At 39.4% G+C, this 25,159-nt stretch carries 18 protein-coding genes and 1 pseudogene; 11 read left to right on the top strand and 8 right to left on the bottom strand.

All coding sequences use genetic code 11. The annotated features are described in order from the left end of the window. Positions 1-85: 85 nt before the first annotated feature. Positions 86-2,638: a glycoside hydrolase family 3 N-terminal domain-containing protein gene (locus L655_RS0123370; protein ID WP_024606448.1), complete on the bottom strand. Its 2,553-nt coding sequence runs from the start codon at positions 2,636-2,638 to the stop codon at positions 86-88. Beyond that, the gene (locus tag L655_RS0123365; protein WP_024606447.1) at positions 2,638-3,912 is read right to left on the bottom strand and encodes a sugar MFS transporter; all 1,275 of its coding nucleotides are present in this window, start codon (positions 3,910-3,912) and stop codon (positions 2,638-2,640) included. Before L655_RS0123365 ends, L655_RS0123370 begins: the two co-directional genes overlap by 1 nt. A gap of 268 nt (positions 3,913-4,180) precedes the next feature. On the opposite strand from L655_RS0123365, the gene L655_RS0123360 reads away from it, so the two are divergent. The 3 genes from L655_RS0123360 to L655_RS0123350 all read left to right on the top strand — a co-directional run bounded on the left by L655_RS0123360 (position 4,181) and on the right by L655_RS0123350 (position 7,945). After that, a complete protein-coding gene (locus L655_RS0123360; RefSeq protein WP_024606446.1) occupies positions 4,181-5,509 on the top strand; it encodes a GH1 family beta-glucosidase in 1,329 nt (442 codons plus the stop codon). Between the two features lie 46 nt (positions 5,510-5,555). After that, positions 5,556-6,878, top strand: a complete 1,323-nt coding sequence (locus L655_RS0123355) for an MFS transporter (RefSeq protein WP_024606445.1) — start codon at positions 5,556-5,558, stop codon at positions 6,876-6,878. Between the two features lie 62 nt (positions 6,879-6,940). After that, on the top strand, positions 6,941-7,945 hold the full coding sequence (locus L655_RS0123350; RefSeq protein WP_010552528.1) for a LacI family DNA-binding transcriptional regulator: 1,005 nt from the start codon (positions 6,941-6,943) through the stop codon (positions 7,943-7,945). Between the two features lie 72 nt (positions 7,946-8,017). Here L655_RS0123350 and L655_RS0123345 read toward each other — a convergent pair whose 3' ends face one another. Both L655_RS0123345 and L655_RS0123340 read right to left on the bottom strand, forming a co-directional pair. After that, positions 8,018-8,686: a DUF2987 domain-containing protein gene (locus L655_RS0123345; protein WP_024606444.1), complete on the bottom strand. Its 669-nt coding sequence runs from the start codon at positions 8,684-8,686 to the stop codon at positions 8,018-8,020. Next, positions 8,679-9,485: a glucosaminidase domain-containing protein gene (locus tag L655_RS0123340; RefSeq protein WP_024606443.1), complete on the bottom strand. Its 807-nt coding sequence runs from the start codon at positions 9,483-9,485 to the stop codon at positions 8,679-8,681. The genes L655_RS0123345 and L655_RS0123340 overlap by 8 nt, the downstream gene beginning before the upstream one ends. Before the next feature lie 248 nt (positions 9,486-9,733). Here L655_RS0123340 and L655_RS0123335 point away from each other — a divergent pair, with 248 nt between their 5' ends. After that, a complete protein-coding gene (locus L655_RS0123335; RefSeq protein WP_024606442.1) occupies positions 9,734-11,026 on the top strand; it encodes an anti-phage deoxyguanosine triphosphatase in 1,293 nt (430 codons plus the stop codon). A 104-nt stretch (positions 11,027-11,130) separates the two neighbouring features. Here the strand turns inward: L655_RS0123335 and L655_RS0123330 are convergent, their stop codons facing one another. Then, positions 11,131-13,287, bottom strand: coding sequence for a prolyl oligopeptidase family serine peptidase (locus tag L655_RS0123330; RefSeq protein ID WP_024606441.1), 2,157 nt, complete (start codon positions 13,285-13,287; stop codon positions 11,131-11,133). Between the two features lie 164 nt (positions 13,288-13,451). On the opposite strand from L655_RS0123330, the gene L655_RS0123325 reads away from it, so the two are divergent. Both L655_RS0123325 and L655_RS0123320 read left to right on the top strand, forming a co-directional pair. After that, the gene (locus L655_RS0123325) at positions 13,452-13,766 is read left to right on the top strand and encodes a DUF962 domain-containing protein (RefSeq protein WP_024606440.1); all 315 of its coding nucleotides are present in this window, start codon (positions 13,452-13,454) and stop codon (positions 13,764-13,766) included. Positions 13,767-14,277: 511 nt separating this feature from the next. Beyond that, positions 14,278-16,848 (top strand): TonB-dependent receptor, encoded by a 2,571-nt coding sequence (locus L655_RS0123320; RefSeq protein WP_024606439.1) that lies wholly within the window; start codon positions 14,278-14,280, stop codon positions 16,846-16,848. A gap of 81 nt (positions 16,849-16,929) precedes the next feature. On the opposite strand, the gene L655_RS0123315 is transcribed toward L655_RS0123320, so the two are convergent. The 3 genes from L655_RS0123315 to L655_RS0123305 form a co-directional block, all read right to left on the bottom strand. Further along, positions 16,930-17,988 carry a branched-chain amino acid aminotransferase gene (locus tag L655_RS0123315; RefSeq protein ID WP_275041178.1) on the bottom strand — a complete coding sequence of 353 codons (1,059 nt, stop codon included), beginning with the start codon at positions 17,986-17,988 and terminating at the stop codon, positions 16,930-16,932. A gap of 134 nt (positions 17,989-18,122) precedes the next feature. Further along, positions 18,123-19,175, bottom strand: a complete 1,053-nt coding sequence (locus L655_RS0123310) for an acyl-CoA desaturase (protein WP_024606437.1) — start codon at positions 19,173-19,175, stop codon at positions 18,123-18,125. Beyond that, positions 19,172-20,215 carry an iron-sulfur cluster-binding domain-containing protein gene (locus L655_RS0123305; RefSeq protein WP_024606436.1) on the bottom strand — a complete coding sequence of 348 codons (1,044 nt, stop codon included), beginning with the start codon at positions 20,213-20,215 and terminating at the stop codon, positions 19,172-19,174. The genes L655_RS0123310 and L655_RS0123305 overlap by 4 nt, the downstream gene beginning before the upstream one ends. Before the next feature lie 267 nt (positions 20,216-20,482). Here L655_RS0123305 and L655_RS01000000126130 point away from each other — a divergent pair. The 5 genes and pseudogenes from L655_RS01000000126130 (at position 20,483) to L655_RS0123275 (ending at position 24,881) form a co-directional block, all read left to right on the top strand. After that, positions 20,483-21,597: pseudogene (locus L655_RS01000000126130) on the top strand (PQQ-dependent sugar dehydrogenase). Positions 21,598-21,750: 153 nt separating this feature from the next. Beyond that, a complete protein-coding gene (locus tag L655_RS0123295) occupies positions 21,751-21,930 on the top strand; it encodes a DUF6435 family protein (protein WP_007375469.1) in 180 nt (59 codons plus the stop codon). Between the two features lie 614 nt (positions 21,931-22,544). After that, a complete protein-coding gene (locus tag L655_RS0123290; protein WP_024606435.1) occupies positions 22,545-22,832 on the top strand; it encodes a hypothetical protein in 288 nt (95 codons plus the stop codon). An 86-nt stretch (positions 22,833-22,918) separates the two neighbouring features. Next, entirely contained in the window at positions 22,919-23,398 is a 480-nt protein-coding gene (locus L655_RS0123285) for a hypothetical protein (protein WP_024606434.1), read from the top strand. A gap of 730 nt (positions 23,399-24,128) precedes the next feature. Continuing rightward, on the top strand, positions 24,129-24,881 hold the full coding sequence (locus tag L655_RS0123275) for a DUF5677 domain-containing protein (RefSeq protein ID WP_024606432.1): 753 nt from the start codon (positions 24,129-24,131) through the stop codon (positions 24,879-24,881). Positions 24,882-25,159 lie beyond the last annotated feature (278 nt).

The following is a 25,159-nucleotide window of genomic DNA, read 5'->3' as shown; positions in this document are numbered from 1 at the left end:
ACCATATTTTATCTAGCTAACATCTATCCATAAAAAAAGCCCTTCATTAGAAGGGCTTTGGTATACACACAATAAAGTTAATAAACTACTTACAAGACAGCGTAGCCTCGTCCGCTTTATTTGGCACAAACTGAATATTAGCTACAGAAATTGATGCTTTACCATTGCTGTGCAAGCTAAATGGGCTTGTAAGGCTTGCAAAATTAACACCCTTATCAGCAAAACAACCTAAATCAATTGATACTGACTGCCATTTATTTTCAATAGTTTTATCCACTACGTTTGCTAAATCAATGCTTGCACCACACTCACCCGAACAAGTCATAGCAAGGGCTACATCGTTCGTTAGTGCCTCGTTTAATTTAAGATCAAAGCTAATCACACTGTTTGCTTCAACGTAGGCAATGGTATCTTCTGCAAAGCTTGTTACTATTTCAGCACTGGCTTTTTCTGCACCGCTGAAGTTAAATTGGCGCGCGTCTTCTTGTACTGTTTTGTCCTCAGTACGGTATTTAATTGCACCAAATTCATGGGTACTACTCGATACATCTAAAAGCCCATCGCCCGATTTTAACAATAAGCGCCATGGTGCTACAGGTGCACCAACAAGTATATCCATACTTGTAAGCCCTGAGTTATCAAGTTTAGAGTCTTCATCAAGGTCGTCAGCTAGCACATTTTTATCGCCATACGTTAAACCAAAACCATAAGGAAGTAATGGATCGTAATTTTCATCGCCCTTATTAACCGCAGTTTGTACCGCCGATTTAGGCCAAGAAAACGATAGCTTACCTTTAAAGTTATTTTGGATGGTGCCGTCTGCCGCTTTTAATAACACATCAGCAATACCCGCACCTTCTGTACCTGGTAACCAAGCAGCCACAAAAGCATCAGATGCGTTAAGTTCGCTGTTCACCCACATAGGGCGACCTGAAATAAACACAGATACAACAGGAATGCCTTGCTCTTTTAGCGAGCTTAAAAGTGCTAACGACTTTTTATTTCCGCGCTCAAACTCAAGGTTATCTTTATCGCCGTGCCCTTCTGCGTAAGGTTCTTCACCAAATACAACAATGGCAACATCAGGACGTTGTTCAAACGTACCATCAGCACTTAAAGTAACACTTCCACCTGCTGCAGATATTTGCTCTTCAAGCCCTTTGTAAATTGACGTTGCTCCAGGGAAGTCTGCATTTTTATTATTAGTCCCTTGCCACGTAATACTCCAACCACCCGACTGTTTACCTATGTTATCGGCACCATCACCTGCAACAAGTACGTGTTGATTAGCTGCGATAGGTAATAGGTTATTTTTATTTTTAAGTAATACAAGCGATTCGCGCACAGCTTGGCGTGCTACTTCGCGATGCGCTTGAGCGCCAATAAGCTCTGTTTTACCCGAGTACAGGCGCTTAGCCGGACTTGGTTTATCAAATAACCCAGCGCGTAACTTAACGCGTAAAATACGTGCAACCGCATCATCAATGCGGCTCATACTTATTTTACCTGCTTTTACTTGTGCAATTGTATTTTCATATAGCGGCTTCCACGCACCTGTTGGCACCATAAAAATATCAAGGCCAGCATTTACCGCTTCTGGGCAGCTTTCGTTAGTACAGCCTTTAATTTGCCCATGGCCGTTCCAATCTCCCACTACAAAACCATCAAAACCCATACGTGTTTTTAATACATCTGTAAGTAAGTATTTATTGCCGTGATTTTTAACGCCATTCCAGCTATTAAAAGATGCCATAACAGATTGACTACCCGCCGACAAACCACCTACGTAACCTTGGGCATGAATATCAAATAGCGATTGCTCGCTGTCTATATTATTTCCCTGATCATCTCCATCAACGGTGCCGCCATCGCCAATAAAGTGCTTAACCGTGCTAATAACGCGCTTATCACTTAAAAAGTCGCCATCGGCTTTACCTTGCAATCCATTTACAATCGCTGCTGAGTAATCGTGAACAATTTTTGGATCTTCAGAATAGCCTTCGTACGTTCTGCCCCAACGGTCGTCTCGTACTACTGCTACAGTGGGTGCAAATACCCAATCTATCCCCGTAGCCATTACTTCTACTGCGGTAATAGACGCTATTTGCTCTATTAAATCTGGGTTATTAGCCGCGCCTAAACCAATGTTATGTGGAAAAAGTGTCGCGCCAATTACGTTATTATGACCATGTACTGCATCGGTGCCCCATATAGTCGGAATTTTGCTGCCGTCCACTGAGTCATCAATAGATGCTTGATACATTTTTTCTGCAAGTGCAACCCAATCCTCTGGCGTTGCATGCTTATCGCCATTAGGAAAAGCACCACCGCCATTGAGGTAAGAGCCAAAACCATATTTACGCATGTCTTCAACGGTAATATCACGAATTTCTGGTTGAATCATTTGCGCTACTTTTTGCTCAAGCGTCATATTTTCTAAAAACGTGACAATTTGAGCTTCAATAGCAGGGTCTTTTTTCACTGCAATTGAAAGCTTTGGCCAAATTTTCTCAAGCTTTGATTGCGCTTCAACATTTACTTTTTCAACATTGCTTTCGTTAGTACATCCGCTTAGTGCAGTAACACTTCCTACTAACGTTGCAATTGCTAATGCATTAAGTTTAAAAGTCGTTTTCATTATGATGGCTCCTTCACTAATACTGGTTTGCTGCCTCGTAGGCCGTAAAAAACAATGAATATGTAACATAAAATAGGTAAAACATACGAAAGTTGAACACCCACACTATCAGCAAGCGCACCTTGTAAAAGTGGCACTATTGCACCACCTACAATCGCCAAACACAAAATACCAGAGCCTTGAGCGGTATGCTTACCAAGTCCATTTAACGCTAAACTAAAAATAGTTGGGAACATAATCGAATTGAATAAACCAACCAATAGTATTGACCACATTGCTAATTGACCCGACGTGCTCATGGCAATAATGACTAAAATAATAGCCATGGTTGCGTTAAAGCCAAGTACTTTACCTGCGGGTAGTTTTTGCATTACAGCAGCACCAATAAAACGCCCAACCATAGCACCACCAAAATAATAAGTGATGTAATGAGCTGCAACATTCTCTTTTAGCCCTGCTATATTTTCTTGTGCTAAAAAGCTTACTAAAAAGCTACCAATTGCCACTTCGGCGCCTACATACATAAATATACCCACAGCACCTAATACAAGATGGCGATACTGCCAAGCACTGCCTTCAATTGCCTCTGATTTTTCGGCTTCTGCTTTTTGCTCGCTCATAATGTCTGGTAATTTAAGCCAAGCAAAAATACCGGCTAGTAAAATAAGCATTGCAGCTAGAAGGAGGTAAGGAAGTTGAACTGACTCTGCATTTTGAGCCGGTGTTAAAAAGGCTTCTGACGCTGAGTCTAGAATTAACAGAGCACCAAATGATGGCGCAACAGTGGTACCTAATGCATTAAAAGCTTGGGTAAGCGTAAGTCGAGATGACGCAGTTTTTGGTGAGCCCAACAAACTTACGTAAGGATTAGCAGATACTTGCAATAACGTTATGCCGCTGGCAAGTACAAATAAAGCGAATAAAAATACAGAGTAACTATGTAAAGACGCTGCTGGGTAAAATAATATACACCCGACTGCTGCAATTAATAATCCAATCACAATGCCTTTTTTATAGCCCACCTTTTTAACTATATAACCACTTGGAAGTGACATTAAAAAGTAAGCGCCAAAAAAGCAAAACTGAACCAACATGGCTTGTACATACGTTAAGTTAAATACGGCTTTTAAGTGTGGGATTAAAATATCATTTAAGCAGGTTATAAATCCCCACATAAAAAATAATGTTGTTAGAGAAGTTAATGCAAAACTGTAATTTTTATCCTGATAGTTTTGCGACTGTGTGTGTGTTGTCACTGGTGCTGAACTTGCCATGTGTTCTCCGTATTTTATTATTATAAATCTATTCTTAAGCTGCCCTGTTTTAGTTTTCAGCTGTCTTTAAACCATCCAGAAGCATTAAAGAGTTGACCTAAGAATTAATAAACACTAACCTTAAATGTAAGCGCTTTCATATGCAATTAAATACGAACAAGCTGTATATTTCAACACTTTTTATTTTTTGTACCACGCATACAGCATTAATTAAGCAAAAACACAGAGCTTATTTCTCTGTAAATGACTAACAAAAGGTTTGTTATTAATGACAAAATTATCATTACCACCCCATTCACCGCTTTTATCTAAAAACTTTGTATACGGTGTGGCCACAGCTTCTTTTCAAATAGAAGGCGGATCCCAAGATCGTCTCCCATGTATTTGGGACACTTTTTGCGATACGCCCAATAAAATAGTCGATAGCTCAGACGGGCATACCGCGTGCGATCACTATAACCTTTGGCGTGATGATATAGACCTTATTGAGTCACTTGGCGTAGATGCTTACAGGCTTTCTATTTCTTGGCCGCGCGTGATGACCCAAGACGCAAAGTTAAATCCTGTTGGCGTGAAGTTTTATACTGATATTTTAGATGAGCTAAAACGTCGCAATATTAAAGCCTTTGTTACTTTGTACCACTGGGATTTACCGCAACACCTTGAAGATGAAGGCGGTTGGCTTAACAGACAAACAGCTTACGCTTTTGAACATTACGTAAATTTAATTACCAAAGCCTTTGGCGATCGCGTTCACTCTTATGCCACATTGAATGAACCATTTTGTAGTGCGTTTTTAGGTTACGAAATTGGTATTCATGCCCCAGGTAAAGTGGGTAAAGAATATGGCCGTAAAGCAGCGCACCATTTATTATTAGCCCACGGACTCGCTATGAGCGTATTAAAGCAAAACTCGCCTAATACATTAAATGGCATAGTGCTTAACTTTACGCCGTGTTATAGCCTTACTCAAAGTGACGAAGACTTAAAAGCCACTGCATTTGCAGACGACTATCTTAATCAGTGGTATATAAAACCAATAATTGATGCCCAATATCCTGATATAATTAATCAATTACCATTAAACCATCAGCCTGAAATTCTTGAGGGCGATTTGGAACTAATTTCTCAATCTATTGATTACTTAGGTATTAACTTTTATACCCGCCAAGTTTATAAAGCGCACCCTGCTGACATTTATGAGCCTATTTCACCTACGGGCCCGCTAACTGATATGGGGTGGGAAATTTACCCGCAATCGTTCACCGACTTGCTCGTATCGCTTAATAAAACATACACCTTACCGCCTATTTATATAACCGAAAATGGTGCAGCAATGCCCGATACGTATAATAATGGTGCAGTTAACGACTTAGACCGTTTAAGTTATTATAATACTCATTTAAACGCGGTTCATAATGCAATTGAACAAGGTGTTGTTATACATGGCTACTTTGCTTGGAGTCTAATGGATAACTTTGAATGGGCTGAAGGCTATTTAAAACGTTTTGGTATTGTGTATGTAGATTATAAAACCCAGCAACGCACTATTAAAAAAAGTGGCTTAGCTTATAAAGAACTCATCTCTAAAAGATAAGAGCATACCCATAACTAAAAACAAGTATAAAGCGGGATAAATAATCATGGTCAGTGTAAAAGAAAAAATAGCGTATGGCTTAGGCGACACCGCCAGTAATATCATTTTTCAAACAGTTATGATGTTTTTAATGCTGTACTACACAGACGTAGTGGGTTTATCACCCGCTGTTGTCGGTACTATGTTTTTAGCAGTACGTATTTTTGATGCCGTAACCGACCCATTAATGGGCAACCTTGCTGACAAAACACATACGCGCTGGGGGCACTTTCGCCCCTACCTACTTTGGCTTTCGCTTCCTTTTGCCATTATTAGTATTTTAGCGTTTACTACGCCTGATTTAGAAGGCACCGATAAAATAATTTATGCCTTTACTACTTACACACTACTTATGGTGGCTTACACCGCTATCAATATTCCTTATTGTGCATTGGGCGGTGTACTTACTGCAGATGTAAAAGAGCGCGTGACTATTCAGTCTTACCGGTTTGTATTTGGTATGTTAGGCGGCGTAATAGTAGCGGGTTGTACTATGCCAATGGTTGAGTACTTTGGCCAAGGCGATGCTGCTAAGGGCTATCAATACACCATGACTGCAATGAGCATTTTAGGCTTTGTACTTTTTTTACTTTGTTTTTTAGGCACAAAAGAGCGTATACAACAGCCAAAAGAGCAAAACATTCCTTTTGCCCAAAGTATTAAAGCATTAATTAAAAACGATCAATGGCGAACACTTTGCTTAGCTGCGTTTTTTTTACTTACCGGTCAAGTATTAAGGCTTACGCTTGCTGTTTACTACGTAAAATACTATTTAGGTCGAGACGATCTAATCACCTTATTTATGACACTAGGCGTTGCAGCAAGCATGCTAGGGTGTGCTTTAGCTCAACCACTTGCAAAGCGCTTTTGTAAAATAAAAGCCTATATAAGCTTACAAGTTATTGCTGCCGCTATTTGTGGTTTTAGCTACTTTATTAGTAAAGATCAATTAGTACTCGCATTTACTGCCTTTATTTTATGGAAGTTCTTTTTAGATATGGCAACCCCTTTGTTGTGGGCCAAAATGGCCGACACCATAGATTACGGGCATGAAAAAACAGGTGTACGCATTACGGGTTTAGTTTATTCAGGCGTCATATTTTTTATTAAAATGGGCGTGGCGGTAGGCGGCGCAATTGCAGGCTGGTTGTTATCTTTTTACAGTTATCAGGCCGATGCAGTACAAACTCTTGATACCCAACACGGTATTTTACTGTCATTCACTGTACTACCTGCTTTTGGCTCATTATTTGTTGCCTACATAATGAAAAAATATACACTGACTAATCAGGTTGTTGAAAATATTCAATCTAAACTAACAGCTAGTTAAGATATATACTCTAAGGTATTATTTAGCCGAAGTAGTTAAGGATAAGCGAGTGAACAAATAACATGGCAACAATTTATCAAGTCTCAGAGCTTGCGGGCGTATCGTTAGCCACCGTTTCTCGCGTGATGAACAAAAATACCCGTGTAAGCGATAAAACTAAACAAAAAGTGCTTGATGCTATGGCGCAGCTTGGCTACAAGCCTAATTCAATAGCGCAATCTTTAGCCTCTAACTGTACTAACAGTGTCGGTATTTTAGTGTCTGAGTTACATGGTCCTTTCTTTGCCCAAATGATGGCAGGTATTGAATCAGAGCTTCGTGCTGCGGGTAAACACGTTATTATTACCACCGGACACAGTGAAGAAGACAAAGAACAAGAAGGCATTGAGTTTTTAATTAGCAGACGCTGCGATGCCATTATTTTGCACGTTGAAGCCGTCTCAGACGACTACCTAATAAAATTAAGCCAAGGCTCTACACCCGTTTATTTAATGAGCCGTTACGTAGAGCAACTAAAAGACAACTGTATCAGCCTAGATAATCAATTAGGTGGTTACCTAGCCACTAAATCGATATTAAATCAAGGCCATACACAAATAGCGTATATTGCAGGCCCGCAGTTTAAAGCCGATGCATTTAATAGACTTGAAGGTCACAAACAAGCACTCACAGAGGCTGGTGTTAAATTTGATCCTACGCTTTATTATATTGGCGACTTTAACGAAACTGGCGGTAGTAAAGGCTTAAAACATTTTATTGATGAAAAACTTAGCTTTACTGCACTGGTATGCGCCAATGACGAAATGGCTTCCGGTGCCATGAAGTATGCACGAGAGCACGGTTATAACTTACCAATTGATTTATCGATTGTTGGATTTGATAACGTTATTTTTGCAAACTACCTATACCCTACACTCACGACCATAGATAATCCGGTCGGGAAAATGGGCGAAATGGCAGCTAAATTAGTGCTTAAAGACGTATATCAAAATAAAAACCTCGTTATAAATCGCTTTTTTGAACCTACTTTAATGCAGCGCGATTCATCAGCACCACTTATTAAATAAAAACCAAAGACTAAAAAAGAGTACTGATTTTGGTACAAAAAAAGCGGCTAAATGCCGCTTTTTGTATGTGAGCTACTTAACAATCCAAGGCGTTACTTTAATAACGTTCGATATATCGCCAAGCACTGCGCTATCATCTTCCCAGCTATCTTCAACTGCAAAATAACACACTGACTTTTCACACGTTATGCTCTTATCATCAAATTGCATTGGGCTTTTAAATGTAACTGCTACGCCCTTTTGCTCTGGTAATAAAAACCACATTAATTTACTTACAAAAAAGCCCGATAAATCAGTTAACAGCTCATCAAGTTCTTCGTTAATGGTATATAACGACTGCTTTGAAAATGTTAAATCTTCAAGTTCGTTTGCTTCTATTTGAAGTTTTAATTGGCAATCATGATCTGGATTTTGTGGCTGCACCACAATGACGGCTTTATCTGTATCAAGTTGCTTATCGAACGGTAATAATAGCTGTGCTTTATCGGTGAAGTTAAGTGGGTACTCGTTTCTTTCAGTTAAAATAGTGCCGCTTTTAATGGCACACGCTTCATTAGTTGCTATATCACTTATATAAAAATTAACTCGCGCATATTGGAAGTCGCCTTTGTTAACAACTTTTAATCGGTCATAAAAACCGTCATACGACATAACAAATTCTCTTGCATTAACATTAAATGCACTCATGCCCAGCAGCACTAACGCAATGGCGTTGGTGCAATTAAAAATGTATTTATTCATCAAAGTAGGCTCTATTTTGGCTAATCATCGTGTTTAGCTCTTCTATATACGCTTCACCGCGCTCAGAGTAAGACATTAAACCATGTGTAAGTTCAGTCGCTAAAATTGGTTTTTGCTCAAGACGTAAGTTTTCACGTATTGCGCGTAAATCTTTATAAGCAGGATGCGTATTTATGTTTTTAAAATAAGAGTTTATAGCAGCTCTTACCGATTTAAACGCAGCAACTTCGTGTGCAGCTCCAGTATTACGGCGTTTTGGTACCATGCCACAACCTTTTGTGTAACACCACTGACCAAAAAAGTTAAGGCCAATACGTGCAAAACGCGATGTGCCCCACGCCGATTCATTTGCAGCTTGCATAAGCGCTAATTCTTTAGGGATTATATCAACACGGCGTAGTGCTTGCGTAAGTATTAGCGTATCAATGGTGGTTGGTAAGCCGTACGACTTTAATATTGCTGCAATATCTTTGCTTTGCTTTTTTTCTAAAGGTAATTCGTTTTGTAGCATCATGCGTGCTATTTCAAGCTTAGCGCGTTGCTGTAATATTTTTTTGTTTTCGGCTTCAACGTGCGGACGAATAAAGCTAAAAAATGCATGTTTTTTTTCTTTAACATCACTAAATTCTGAAAACTTTGGCAGTTTTACATTATGTAATGGTTTTTCTTTTTTCTTCACTTTTTTTGGTTGTTCTGACGTTTGTTCATCTAGTTCAACATCATCATTTTGTATAAACGGATATGCAAGCGCCCATACAAAAAACACGGTTAGTAAAAGCTTAAAAATCGTTTTTAACATGTATTCTCTCTTTGAAACAACAACTATGCATGGTTAATACACAAGCATACGAAGGCGCATTATACCTAAGCCACTTTATAAACGCGAATAACTGGGATTTGATGACCTTTTACGGTTGAATTTTCAGCAGTGGATTTGGGTTTTAGATAAAACAGAGCCTATGTAGTGCATTTGCTCATTCGCAATTTATAAGTCCATGGGTATACTGAGCAAAGTTTAATAATATTAACTATGTGTGAGTAAGCAGTATGGATAAACAATGGCAAAGCCGAATAATAGAGCAATATAAACATCGTCCTAACGATAACCGCTCGCCGTGGCAGGTCGACCGTTCGCGTATTATTCATGCCGCAGCATTTAGGCGTTTGCAAGCTAAAACCCAAATTATGGGTATTGGCCTAAACGATTTTTACCGCACTCGCCTTACCCACTCTTTAGAAGTATCGCAAATTGGTACCGGCATATTGCGCCATTTAAAAGCGCAACATAGCGACTTTACGCACTTTCCATCAACTGGACTGCTAGAAACACTGTGTTTGGCGCACGATATTGGCCATCCGCCTTTTGGTCATGGTGGTGAAATAGCGCTAAATTACATGATGCGCGATCACGGTGGTTTTGAAGGTAACGCACAAACACTGCGCATAGTTGCAAAACTTGAGCCCTATAGTAATGGGCACGGTATGAACCTAACTCGTCGTACTTTATTAGGTTTTATAAAATACCCCGCGTTTATTAATACGCTTTGGCATACCATTCCCGATGCCACAACCGGTCGTGCATTTATAAAAGCAGATGATTGGCGCCCTGCCAAAGGGTTATACAACGACGATGCAGCCATATTCAATTGGATAGTAGAACCACTGAGTCAAAACGATAAAACATTGCTAGGTAACCATGCCGCTATTGATAAGTACCGCGCTAAAACAACGTATAAATCGCTCGACAGCGCCATAATGGAACATGCCGACGATATAGCATACGCGGTACATGACTTAGAAGATGCCATTGCAACCCACGTACTCACATTAGACGATTGGCAAACCCATGCTCTGCCCCATTTAAAAGCACTAAACTTTGACTGGCTAAACGACATGCTTGAATCGCTGACCCAGCGCTTGTTTTCAAAAAATGATTATGAGCGAAAAGATGCCATAGGTGAGCTGGTTAATACCTTTATTATTCATATACATTTGGATATTCAAAACGATAACTTTGAATGCCCTATTTTAAAGTACACCGCTAAATTAGATGCCCAATACGACAGTGTATTGCAAATACTTAAGCATTTTGTGTTTCAACGTTTAATACGTGACCCCGAAATGCAGCAAATAGAATTTAAAGGTCAAAATTTGCTAATAGAGTTATTTACCGCTTTTGCTAGCGATCCGCTGCGTTTATTGCCCGAAACAACACAAGCACAATACATAGAAGCGCAAAAGCAAAACCAAGGGATGCGTATAATTTGCGATTATTTGAGTGGAATGACCGACGAGTACGCCTATAAAACATACCAACGATTGTTTTCACCTATGCAGTAGCTAACTGCTAACTGCTAACTGCTAACATTGAAAAGGCCGAGTAAATTTAATTTACTCGGCCTTTTTGCTCAGCTATTAAAGTTAGCTATTTTGTTAAAGCGCTTTTATAACGACTCTACGCCCATGTTGTATAACGTAAAACCAAATATATCAGCGTACTGCTCAATTGTTTTACTCGTTGGTGTACCTGCGCCATGTCCCGCATTTGTTTCTATACGAATAAGCGTTGGATTATTACCCGTTTGCTTTGCTTGAAGCTCAGCGGCAAACTTAAACGAATGCGAAGGGACAACGCGGTCATCATGATCGCCAGTTGTGATCATAGTAGCTGGATACTCAACACCTGCTTTTACATTATGAAGTGGTGAATAACCTTTAATGTATTCAAACATTTCTTTGCTTTGCTCACTGGTACCGTAGTCGTATGCCCAACCAGCGCCCGCAGTAAATGTATGGTAGCGCAGCATATCAAGTACGCCTACAGCAGGTAGAGCCACTTGAAATAAGTCTGGGCGCTGCGTCATTACTGCGCCAACTAACAAACCACCGTTAGAGCCACCCCGAAGTGCTAAGCGCTTTTTAGACGTGTACTTTTTATCTTTTAAATACTCAGCTGCGGCAATAAAATCGTCAAACACATTTTGCTTTTGCAATTTAGTGCCTGCATTGTGCCAGTCTTTACCGTACTCACCACCACCGCGAATATTAGCAACGGCGTACACACCACCTTGCTCAAGCCATACTGCATTAACGGGGCTAAAGCTTGGCGTTAAACTAATATTAAAACCACCGTAACCGTATAAAATTGTAGGGTTAGAACCATCAAGCTTAATGCCTGTTTTATAGGTAATTACCATCGGTATTTTAGTACCGTCTTTTGAGGTGTAAAACACCTGCTCAGACGTGTAATCATCACTATTAAAATCAATAGCCGACTTACGATAAACACCCGATTCACCCGTAGCTACGTCAAACGTATAAGTAGTACCTGGTGTTTTGTAGTTAGTGAACGAATAATAAAGCGTTGTTTGATCTTTTTTACCGCCAAAACCACGTGCAGTACCCACGCCTGGTAATGTAATCTCGCGAATTAGCTTGCCTTTTTTGTTGTACTGTTTTACCTGCGAAATAGCATCAACCATGTAGTTGGCAAAAAAGGTATCGCCACCTTTTGTCAGGTTTAGTACGTTTTTGGTTTCAGGAATTAAATCAACCCAATTTTCTGGGCTTGGGTTGCTTGCATCAACCGTCACTACTTTTTTGTTTGGTGCATTAAGGTTAGTAACTAAAAACAGCTTGCTGCCTTCGTTATCAATAACTGATGTATCTGAATCAGTATTTCCTACAACCGTTACAAACTCACTGTTTTCTTTTGTTAAATCTTTTATAAACAGCTTATTGCCTGAAGTAGACGTACTAGCTGAAATAAGTAAGTAGCGGCCGTCATGAGTTACATCAGCGCCTACATAGCGATGCTTTTGTTCATCAGTTTCACCAAATACAACACTATCTGCAGATTGTGCAGTACCTAGCTTATGGTAATACGCTTTATGCTGATCTGTTTTAGCCGAGAGTTCACTGCCTTTAGGTTTTTCGTAACTTGAATAGTAAAAACCTTCGTTGCCAAGCCACTCTATGCCACTAAATTTAACGTCAACAAGCGCTTCTTCAACTTGCTCTTTAGTATGTGCATCAATAACTATAATTTTACGCCAATCGCTACCACCTTCAGATATTTGATACGCGAGCAATGACCCATCTTTTGAAAACGATAAACCCGACATAGACGTCGTACCATCTTCACTAAACTTGTTTGGATCTAAAAATACTTCAACGTCGCCGCCATCTTTACTGCGGTACAAAACATATTGATTTTGCAGGCCATCGTTTTTATAAAAATAGGTGTAATCGCCTTCAGTAAAAGGAGCGCCTATTTTTTCGTAATTCATTAGTTTTTCAAGGCGCTGCTTTAACTTATCGCGATAAGGTATTTGTTCTAAATAAGAAAACGTTAAATTGTTTTGCGTTTTAACCCAATCGGCAGTTTCTCTGCTCATATCATCTTCAAGCCAACGATATGGGTCACTAACGGCTTCTTCAAAGTAGGTATCTACTACATCGCCTTTTTTTGTTTCTGGGTATATAACTGCGTTAACTTGCTTCATAGGTGCTTTTACTTCTTCTTGAGTTACCGTATTAGTTGGCTCTGAACAGCCGCTAAGCGCTACAATTACAGCACACGCTAGAGTATGTTTAAACATCCCGAGTTCCATTCTTATTTATTAATAGTGCGCCTAAGTTATTAACTTTTAGCCCTTTTGTCTATTTAGATGCGTTAAGCGCCATTTATCGCTGTAAACAAATGTAAACTTACGCTTTAATAACACGACCCTCATTAAAATAAAAAACAATAAAAGAGCACACTATGCAAAGTACAAACCCCACGTTTAAAAGCTTTAAAGCTTTCTATCCTTATTATTTAAAAGAGCACCGCAACGTGACTTGCCGCCGCTTACATTTTATAGGAAGCACCCTCGTTCTTGCTGTAATCGCAATAGCATTATTAAAACAACACTACGGTTTATTGTGGCTATTACCTGTTATTGGATATGGGTTTGCGTGGGTCGGGCATTTCTTTTTTGAAAAAAACCGCCCTGCTACTTTTAAACACCCTTTTTACAGTTTGTGGGGAGATTGGGTAATGTTTAAAGACATACTTATTGGAAAAATTAAATTTTAACACTATTTCTAGCACTCTTTTTTATACCAATTACTTATAAAAACAAAATTACTTCATGCTTTAAAGTATAGGTTCTAATAAGTAGTACATAATTTATAATACACCCATTAAATGTTAATTTAGTTAACATTTAATGGGTGTATTTTTATTTTATATTTTTAAAAATATTTATAGCTCAACAGTTGTTTATTGCCAGCCCAATAAAAATGGCTTCCTACAAATAATTAGTTAAATCTACCAACCTCATCTTACCAGTTAATTAAACGTTAAATTTAATTTTTAAATATAATTCATTATCCATCAATTACTTAGCAATCACCTTCCTATATAACTAAAACAATGGTCATTATAAAAAACAACCAAATGTAATTGTAAAAAACCTTAAATTAATTGAATGTTATTCAATTGACTGGCTTTGTTAATTAAGTATATGTTCAAGGTAACAAAGAGGTTTAATCTTTATCTTTTTGTAAAAAACTAAAATAATTCAATGGGTATGGGGAAATACAGCATGAATAGAAAACCGTTATTAAAATTACAGCAGTCGGTACCACAAATATTACTCGCCATGAGTGCATCAGCTGCACTAGTTGGTTCGCTCTCAGTAAATGCTGCAGAGCAAGAAACCAAAGCAGAAGAAAACATCGAACAAATAAGCGTAATTGGCTCTCGCCGATTAGGCCGTACAGTAGAAGACAGTGCAGTACCCATCGATATAATTGGTGCAGATGCACTTAAAAACTCAGGCTTTACTGAAACGAATGCCCTACTTAGCAATTTATTACCTAGCTTTAACTTCCCGCAAGCATCACTTACTGACGGTAGTGACCATGTACGCCCTGCTCAACTTCGTGGTTTAGCACCCGATCACACTTTAGTGCTTGTTAATGGTAAACGCCGCCACAGTAATGCATTACTTAACTTAAATGGCTCAACGGGTCGTGGTTCATCATCAGTTGATTTAAATGCTATTCCAGCAAATGCTATCGACCGCATTGAAGTATTACGTGATGGTGCAGCAGCCCAATATGGCTCTGATGCTATAGCCGGTGTTATTAATATTGTGCTTAAAAGTGCCAGCAGCGGTGGCTCAGTGGCGGCTATATATGGTGCTAACGTAACCGAAATGGACGGTGTACCACAGCTTGAGTCTGGATCTGAAGGCAGTGATGGTAATTTAGCCTTTACCGAAGGGGGCGATCGCTCTTTAACAGACGGCCAAACACTAACGCTGCAAGGTAATATGGGTTTTGAACTTGGCGATAATGGCTTTTTAAACATTTCAACAGAATACCGCGACCGCCATTCAACTAACCGCTCTGACTACGATAATCGTGAAAACTACGCACGATTAGATGATGGCTCTCTCGACCCACGTGAACTTACCGTAAATCGATATAACCATAACTTTGGTAATGGCGATGTAGAAGACTTTTCAGTGTTTTATAACGCAGGTTACCAGTTAACAAATGAGGTCGATTTATATTCGTTTGGCTCTTACAGCAAACGCGAAGGCGAAGGCGGTGGTTTTTATCGCCGTGCAAGCGATAGCCGTAATATAGAAGAAGTTTACCCTGATGGCTTTTTACCGGTTATTACTTCAGACATAGATGACTTTTCACTGGCACTTGGCGCTAAAGGTTTTGTAAGTGAATGGAATTACGATGTATCGGCCGTATATGGTCAAGATGCATTTGAGTTTGGTGTAATAAATAGTTTAAATACCTCATACGGCCCGACTAGCCAAACAAGCTTTGATGCAGGAACACTTACTTACGATCAACTTACCTTAAACGTTGATTTTAGTCGCGAAGTAGACGTCAGCTTTTTAGAAAGCTCGGTAAGTGTAGCTGTAGGTGCTGAGTATCGCCGCGAAGGATACCAAATAGATGCAGGCGAAGAAGCTTCATATGCACAAGGCACATTTGGCCCAGGAGGCGCAGTAACCGACCCAGTCGATGGCCCATTTGGCGCAGCGGGCGCACAAGTATTCCCGGGGTTTACACCCGAATCAGAGGGCGACAATAGCCGCCATAACGTGAGCTTGTATATAGACCTTGAAACCTACCTAACCGACGATTGGAATTTAGCGGTTGCCGCCCGTTATGAAGATTACTCAGACTTTGGCGATACACTTAACGGTAAAGTTGCGACTCGTTATTCATTAACTGAAGACTTAGCGCTGCGCGCCTCTGTATCAACTGGTTTTAGAGCACCCTCTTTGCAGCAACAATACTTTACCTCAGTGGCCACTGTATTTGTTGATGGCGAACCAACCGAAACAGGTACGTTCGCACCAAGCAGCGATGTAGCAAAAGCACTGGGCTCACCTGGTCTTGATGCAGAAGAAGCTACTAACTACGGCGTTGGTTTTACATGGTCTACCGACTTTAATTTCAGCTTATCGGTTGATTACTACCAAATATTAATTGATGACCGCATTGTGTTATCAAACAACTTATCGGGCGATGCTACTGCCGATTTACTTCAAGGCACAGGCGCTAACCAAGGTCGTTTCTTCTTAAATGCAATTGACAGTAAAACCCGTGGTGTTGATGTGGTTGCCTCTTATAATGTAGCAACTGATGGTTATGGCGATTTAGCCTTTAACCTAGGTTACAACTACGGTAAAAATGAAGTAACAAATATTATCGACCCACCAGCAGAGCTGCAAGGTGCAGGGTTCGATCAAGATAACCTGTTCTCAGGCACTGAGCTGCGTCGTTTTGAAGTAAGCACACCGCGTAATAAGTACAACTTAAGCGCAACATGGACTAACGACGACATACGTACCACGCTTAGAACAACACGTTACGGCGAAACTCAAGACCCTTCAGATATCCCAGAACGTAACGAAGTGCTTAAGCCCAAATGGATAACCGACTTAGATGTCGCCTACTCCCTTAGTGAAAACTTATCGCTGAGCTTAGGGGCTAATAACATTTTTGATGTTTACCCAGATGCAACCCGTGAAAATGTTGACGATGTAACCACCTTCTCACGTTTATTTGCTTACTCTAGCTTCTCGCCGTATGGATTTAACGGACGCTACGTGTACGGTAAAATAGAAATGAAGTTTTAATAAGCGCAGCTTAAAGTAACCAAACACACAAAAGCCACCGATTAGGTGGCTTTTTAATGCGAGTTGCTGATAAATCTATAATTAAATTTTAGTTAACCAGCCGTGCTTGTCTTCACTTTTACCCCATTGAATATCGTTCAATGCTTGGCGAAGGCGTGCAGTCGTTGGGCCTGGCTCGCCAGTACCTACTTTGTACTCTTTATCGTTATGAATAAATGTACCCACAGCAGTTAGCACAGCTGCAGTGCCCGAAAGCGCGGCTTCAGTACCTGGTTTAGCAGCACGCTCTAATAGCTCAGTAACGCTAAAGTTACGCTCGCTTACCGTCATACCTAAATCTTTGGCTATGGTTAAAATACTATTACGCGTTACACCATGTAAAAACGTGCTATCAAGCGCTTTAGTAATAATTTCGTTGCCATCAATAAGTATAAAGTTAGCAGCACCGGTTTCTTGTACATCGCCACCTGGGCAAAATAAAATTTGGTCTGCCTGATACTTAGTTCGTGCAGCACTAATAGGTGCTAGAGCACTGGCGTAGTTACCACCACTTTTTACCATACCCATGTGCGGAGCGCAGCGCATGCCATCTTCTTCGAGTAGTACACGCAGTGCAGTTGCACCACCGGCAAAGTAATCACCTACTGGCGATAGTAACGTGTATAAAAGCGAGCTCATTGATGGCGCTGCTGCTTTACCAATTGCAGCCTCAGTACCAATGTGCGTTGGACGAATATACATAGAGCCCGGCGGTAATGGCGTTTCATCTGCGTATTCGCGCATAATATCGATAATCATCTTTTTTAGCATATCGCTGTCAAAACTCGGTAAGCTTAATAGCGCTGAGCTTTGTTGCATGCGTGCAATATTTGCATCCATTCTAAAAAGATAAACAGAACCATCTTCATGGCGAAAGGCTTTTAAGCCTTCAAAACATGTACTTGAATAATGAAGAACGTGCGCACCAGCATGAAGTTCAAGTTTATCGGAAGGGACAATCGAGCTTTCGCTCCATTTATTATCAGAAAAACGAGCTTGAATCATCTGCGGCATAAACACGGTACCAAATGCGGCCATTTTAATCTCTCTTGTGTGGTCTATTTTCCTCCATTGTATGACAATCACCCGCCATTTAACCATAGCTAAAGTAAGGCTTTTTTAATTAACTATGAGAAATTTTTGCAAGTGCTGTTTACTAATCAACCGCATTGGGTGCTATAAACAAAAAAATCGGCTAATGCAGTTGCACTAGCCGATTCTTAAAGGTAAATAATTTACTTGAACGAATATCTAATAATACGTTTTAGCACCGAGGTATACTGTTTAAAAAAGCTACCTGTATGGTAATCAATACCGTGTTTTTTCAAAACGGCTTGTACTTGAGGTGCAACTTCTTGGTAGCGCGAAGACGGCATATCTGGAAATAAGTGATGCTCTATTTGGCAGCTCAAATGCCCCGTTAAAACATGAAACCAATGCGACCCTTTAATATTAGACGAGCCCAGTACTTGGCGATAATACCACTGCCCTTGCGTTTCGTTTACGCAGTCTTCTTGTTTAAAGGTTTCTGTCTCTTCGGTAAAGTGACCACAAAATATTATGGTCGACGTCCATAAATTACGGATTAAGTTAGCTACCAAGTTACCCGCTAATACCCATAAAAATAAAGGCCCTGCAAGTAACGGAAATATCGCATAATCTTTAATTAACTGGCGAGCGCCTTTACTAAAAAAGCGCTGCTTTAATGTAGAGTGTGATACAAGCCCTTCACGGTTTTCTTTCTTTTTACCGATAAAAACACGCTCTGCAGCTAACTCGTGATACGACACGCCCCACTGAAATAACACACTTAAATTAATATATGTAAAAAACTGCCATACATTTTTAAAGCGCCATTTAAAATCATCGCTTAAACGCAACAAGCCATAACCAAAGTCTCTGTCTTTACCAATAATATTAGTATACGTATGGTGTTCAAAGTTATGAACGCGGTGCCAACTTTGTCCATCGCACGCTATGTCCCACTCATAATGTTGTGAGTTAAGTTGCTTGTCGTTCATCCAATCGTATTGACCATGCATTACATTGTGGCCAATTTCCATATTGTCTAAAATTTTAGCAAGCGCTAATAGCAGCACGCCTGCAACCCACAATAGTGGCTGAATAAAACCAAGCATAAGCAAAATTCGCCCGCTCCATTCACACACTCGCTGTTTGCGCACAACAGAGCGAATGTAGTCAGCATCTTGTTGGCCAACTTTGCCAAGGGTGTCCATTTTAATGGCATCTAGCTCGCTTGCGAGCATGTCGTAGTTAATGTTTTTCATAATTGTAACTCCAAATCACTAACAGGTTGGCTTACGCAAAGTTGTATTAATTGCTCGCCGTTGTCACTCAATTCACCTGTTTTTAAATTACGTACCACGCCTGACTTTTTAATACATTGGCATTGATGGCAAATACCAATACCGCAACCGCGTTTAACGGGGAGCTTTTTTTCTTCAAACTGAGTCAGTAAAACATCGTTGCCCGATACAACATGGGCACTGGCGTTAATTTTCACATTAAATTGGCTGTCGTCGTTTAAGCTAGGCAGCGCCAAACCAAATGCTTCTTGGTAGTAATTTAGCTTATGCGTTTTAGCAAAATCGCTCACCGTCTGCATAAATGCAGCAGGGCCACAGCAGTATATGTCTGGGTTTTCCCACGGCTTAATATTGCTGGTTATATCGCTTGATTGCTCACGCGTTAATAATAAAAACGAAAAATGCTCAAATTGCGCTGCCAACTCACTTAGCTCATCAACACATTGATGCTCAGTGGCTTTTGCGTAATACACTAACGAGACTTTTTGCGTAGTTTGGCCTAAGTAATCATCAAGCATAGCCAGCATAGGTGTTATACCCGACCCACCGGCAACAAAAGTAGCCGGTGTATGTGTATTTTTAAATACAAAGTCGCCGTTTGGCGCAGAAATATTGCACCACAAACCCGCTTTTAATGCGCTACTGAGTAAACCTGTAAAGCGCCCTTGCGCATTTATTTTGATTAGTAAGCGCACCAAACCTGTATTTTTAAATTGCTGAGCGCTTGAGGCCACGGTAAAAACGCGTGTTAATAATCGCCCATTAATTTCAAGCGTTAAACTTATATGCTGCCCTGACGTATGCGCCTGCCATTGTTTACTCGGCTTAAGTTGCACACTTAAAAAACCGCCATCAAGTACAGCTGTACTAACTACTTGCGCTCTAAACTGCCCTGCACGCCACGCAGGTTTAAACACCTGCATTACGGGCTCTATGTAGCCTGCAAAACTTTGATGGTGTAAAAACCATTTTGAAAATTGGTTTAATACTTGAGTCATCATGGTTAAATCTCTATCAAATCTTAATTGCTTTGAACTTACACGTGTACGCCCAAACTTCAGCGCACAAGTGTACGCTCAAATTTCAAGTTTTCAACCCCAATAGAGTAATTATTCAATTTTTTTATTAGCGCTAATTGCTAAAACAATTTCCTGTGAAGAGGTAATTTTATAAATAGAAGTGTGTGTTTTTCATTCAACTCAACACTTAACAAATTTATTTATGCCATGATAAGGTTGTGTAAGGTTAGATTAATTTTGGAAGCCATAATGATAAATTTAAGATCACATAACACTCACCCTAAACTAATAAGTGCAGGCTTAGCCGTTGCTATATTTGCTATTAACGCACCCGCGCATGCAAAAAGCGATTACGTAAAAAACTATAAACAGCTCGATACTTTATCGCTTAGCGTTAACGCAGTAACAGCGGCAGAAGGTGTAGTTATACCTTGGGCTATTGAGCCTTTAGCTAATGGTGATTTACTAATATCTGAGCGCAGTGGAGCGTTATTTTTATTACCTAAAAATACCACTAAATTAACTAAGGTTTCAGGGCTGCCCGACATTGACGCTAATGGCCAAGGTGGATTACTTGATTTAGCACTACACACCGACAGTAAACAAAACCAATGGCTGTACTTTAGTTACGCAAGTAGTGAGGGCAAAGGAAGCGGAAGTAACACCGCCTTAATGCGCGCCAAGCTAAGTGACGATCATATGCAGTTGTCTGATCAGCAATTGCTATACAAAGGCGAGAATAATAGTACCAAAGGCCAACACTACGGCAGNACATAAACCCACAAGATCTCACCCGTGATGGCGGTAAAATTTATCGCTTACACGAAAATGGTAATATCCCAAGTGATAATCCGTTTGTTGAACAAAAAAATGCAAAACATGCGGTATGGTCTTATGGACACCGTAATCCACAAGGTATGTGGATTGATAATCAAAATAATATTTTATGGTCTCACGAACACGGGCCACGCGGCGGCGATGAACTTAATATAATAAAAAAAGGCGCTAACTACGGATGGCCTTTGGTCAGTTATGGCGTTAACTACAGCGGCACCAAGTTTACCGACCTTAAAGAAAAAGACGGCATGCAATCGCCTGTATTACACTGGACCCCTTCAATTGCCCCTTCCGATATGTTGTATGTAACGAGTGATAAATACCCAAAGCTTAAAGGTAAGCTATTATTAGCATCAATGAAATTTGCATTTATTAGCGCATTGGAAATCTCAAAGGGTAAGGTTGTTAAGCAATATAAAGTACTCGATGGAATAGGCAGAGTACGCAGCTTAGCCCAAGGCAGTGATGGTTTTATTTATTTAGGTATTGATGGGCAAGGTATTAAACGCCTAGAGCCAGAAACGTAAGCACTAAAACTAGCACACAGTACGTTAATAATTACACCCTGTTTACTTTGCGCTTTTAAAGCGAAAAGTAAACATTTTCACCAAACAAAGAACTATTAAGCCCATTAATGCGTACACTAACTACATATAATTTAATAAATTAAGAGAATACTAATGTTTTCATTTTTAAAGCCTGATCCCGTAAAAAAACTGCGTAAAGAATACGACGTAAAGCTTGAGCAAGGCATGCAGGCACAAAGAAAAGGCGACATTAAAAGCTTCGCTATGTTAAGTGCAGAAGCCGAAAAAATCTGGAGTGAAATAGAAACTCTAGAGGCTAAAAAAGCCAAATAATACCAATCGTGTTAAGTTATTAGACATTTATAGCGACGGATAAATAGAGTGATAACAAGGCGTAAATTTCGATATGTAGTTGTTCTACATGAGAAGTTTATAACGCCGTTAACGCTTTATTTAGCACGCTAGAAAGGCTAAATATTTAAGTCGACTGGTATAAGTATACTTAAACGCGTCTCCCCTGTTTCAAAAAAAGGAAGACGCGTTTAGTAAATAATTCATGACCTCGTTTTACTGCTTCCACCATCCGTAAACCATCTTATATAATATGCTTACACAAACAAGTGTACTTAAAGCGGTTACTTGCATTATCGCCACCGTTTTTTAGTGACTATTAAATGATTTAAATCGGATTTGGTTTTCATTTTAAATATTTAATTGCTGTATTTATGTACCGCGCTGGCGTTTTTCTTCCTAAGTCTAAAAATGAGGACGTTTTCCTCTTTTCTGCATATTATTAAAAGAACAGCCCGACTTAAAGTTTAATACTCGCAATGTGTTACAGGATTTGTTATTAATATTAAAAATAATTAAAAGGACATACGTTGCTCATAAAAAGAGGAAAGTGTCCTCGATAAAGCTGTTATATGTCAAATAGGTTGTATTGAGAATTGTCATTATATATTCGGAAGGTAACCAATGGGTCTAGCGAAACCTACGCTGTACTTGCGAAAGGGTCATGGAACCTACGCAGCCTAATAGCTGAATTAGAGGTATGGCTTGATAGTGAGGCGGATACTTTACCATCGGGTTTTAAATGGATCGCTGATGTAGGATTTTCACCCCGTGTTGATGCATGTGGCGGCGGCCCGATCTTAAAGGTTGAGCTAATGCAAAAATGTGTTGATTTAAATATAGAAATTTACCTATCCGAGTACACTGAAGATGATGACATATAAAAAAATTCAAGCGGACACTAACAAGAGCGTTCAGCGCTGCTTAATTTGGTGTTAGTGGTCCTTAACAATGGGTTTTCAAATTTAGGATGAATGAAGAGAATGAAAATTACTTTATAGCAAAGTATGTAGCAGGTGCTTGTGAAACTGATGATTTGATCAATTATGCAAATTATAAGTTAAACAATGGCGTTTATTCTGACGAGCTACTGGATATTATTGATGCAGAACCTAAGTGTTGGGGAATTGTTTCACCTCTTTTTGAAAGTCTTATTGCTCAACTACCTTCATTTGAGGATTCAATTAATTTAATAATTAAATATCACTTAAAGTTAATTGCTAGTGAGAAAGTAGACCCATTCATTCAATTTCGGCAGTTGCTAAATGATATTAATAATTTTGATCTATATGAAAACGTGGCTAAGTATGCTGGAGATAATGTAGGGATCGAACATCTTTATGGGTTGTATTACGCAAGAGATGATTTGGATGTAAATGATAATGATGGTGTTGTTGAAATAAGTGTTCTGATGCAAGAAAAATCTAAAAAATGGCTATCGGAACACTAACAAACGCATCAAAGAATTATAGTGACACCCATCCTAATTACCTTGATCCGACTTTCCTTTAAATAAAAAGCGGAGCATTACAGTGAACAAAGGTATGAATAAATTGACCTTACGGGGTCAAATGAAAGTGAATATCTTACTTCACGCTGCGGCAACTGTATTGCCTTGTTCATAATATAGAAAAGCTGCAAAATACGATACATTGAGAAGGGGAAGCCCTTTCAACCTAAAATAAAGCCACTCAAACACCCGTAACCCCTTCAAAAACGCCAATTAAAACAATATCAAACGCTTCAATATTCTGCGTAAAAATACAGTAATCAATTGAACCAAAATAGGAACTCAGCTATGGTTTGTTTATCAATAAATTAAATAATAAAACGAGTTAATCTACAGGCTCGTTCGGGTTACTCAAATATGCTGTTCCAGATAGGAATTATCATTTGCGCTTTAGTTGTAGGATTTATTGAGACTTATTTTTACATGGGCTTCGCTGCACGATTAGCTAGAGACAATAAGGAAATCGGTATAACAAATTTTCGTTTAACTGAAGCACACGAGGCATTTACAAAAGGAAATTGTTGCACAAAACACATTCTTGAAAATGAGTGGTCAAAGTTTAAATGGTGTCGTAGGTTACGTATCTCACTTTTTATTGTCTTTGTGTTATCAATATTCTTTGTAAATAATTAACCAAGTGTAGCCCTAACCAACTGTTTAAAGTGATTCAATGGAAAATTATCACGATTCTTTTAAAAAATATGAGTCTGCGCTTTTAGAATGTACAAAGCTGTCTCAAGAGTGTGCTGGAATACCATCACCAACCAGTTCTCATTTTTATGCTTCGCTATTGTTTACGAAGTTATGTAATTGCGCTCACTCCATTGGTCGCTTGGCTCCAAAACCCCAGCAGATTGGTAAGGATGCTCACTGGGATTATAGTTCTGTTGCATCTTTAACTAGAGATCTTATTGAGTGTTATCTTACTTTTTATTACCTGTGTAGTGATAAGTGCTCAAGTGAAGAGTGGAATGCTCGTTGGCAATTGATGAATCTACACGATCATCTATCAAGGGTTAAAATGTTCAATGCGTTAGGCATGAACTACGAGGAAAAGGAAGAAGCTAAGAGCGTAAAAAATGAAGTCATAGAAAATTTAAAATCAAACAAATGGTTTCGTAAATTATCTGATAAACAACAAACACATTTTTTAAAAGGCAAAAATGCCTTTTTCAAAAGTCAGGATGAAATTCTGACTGCAAGTGGTGGTAACGTCTCAGACTTCAGGTTTAAATACATATTTGCATCTAACCATACCCATACTTTCCCAATGGGCTTCTATAGAATGGCTGATGGTAATAGAGGTCGTGGTGTCGAATCACAAGTAGAGATTCAATATACAGGGCTTTGTTTAGAGTGGGTTTCGGAGTATTTGCTCAAAGCAAAAGCAGAATTCGGCGGTAAATTTAAAAACCAAAAATAGTGTAACCTGCCATGTAACAAGCGCTTCAATAATGATAAATACTAGTTGGCTCCTACGCTGCGCTTCGGATATTTGGCAAGCATTTATAAAAGCGCAAGCTTTGTAGCTACTCTGTGGTGTATATCTTTATTGCTGCCATTATTGCTTTTGGCAAATGATGAAATTTCATAGATCCCAATAATAGCTGTTGTTCTTATAATTGTTTACGGCACAACTATTTCTCTTTTTAGAAGGGATCAGCTATTTGAAGGGACTTGGTGTATGTCAGATGTAGTCGC

It is taken from the genome of Pseudoalteromonas sp. TAE79 (assembly GCF_000498015.1).
Taxonomy (GTDB): Bacteria; Pseudomonadota; Gammaproteobacteria; order Enterobacterales; family Alteromonadaceae; genus Pseudoalteromonas.
The sequence above is the reverse complement of the archived record's forward strand: the minus strand, read 5'-3'. Positions and strand labels throughout refer to the sequence as shown.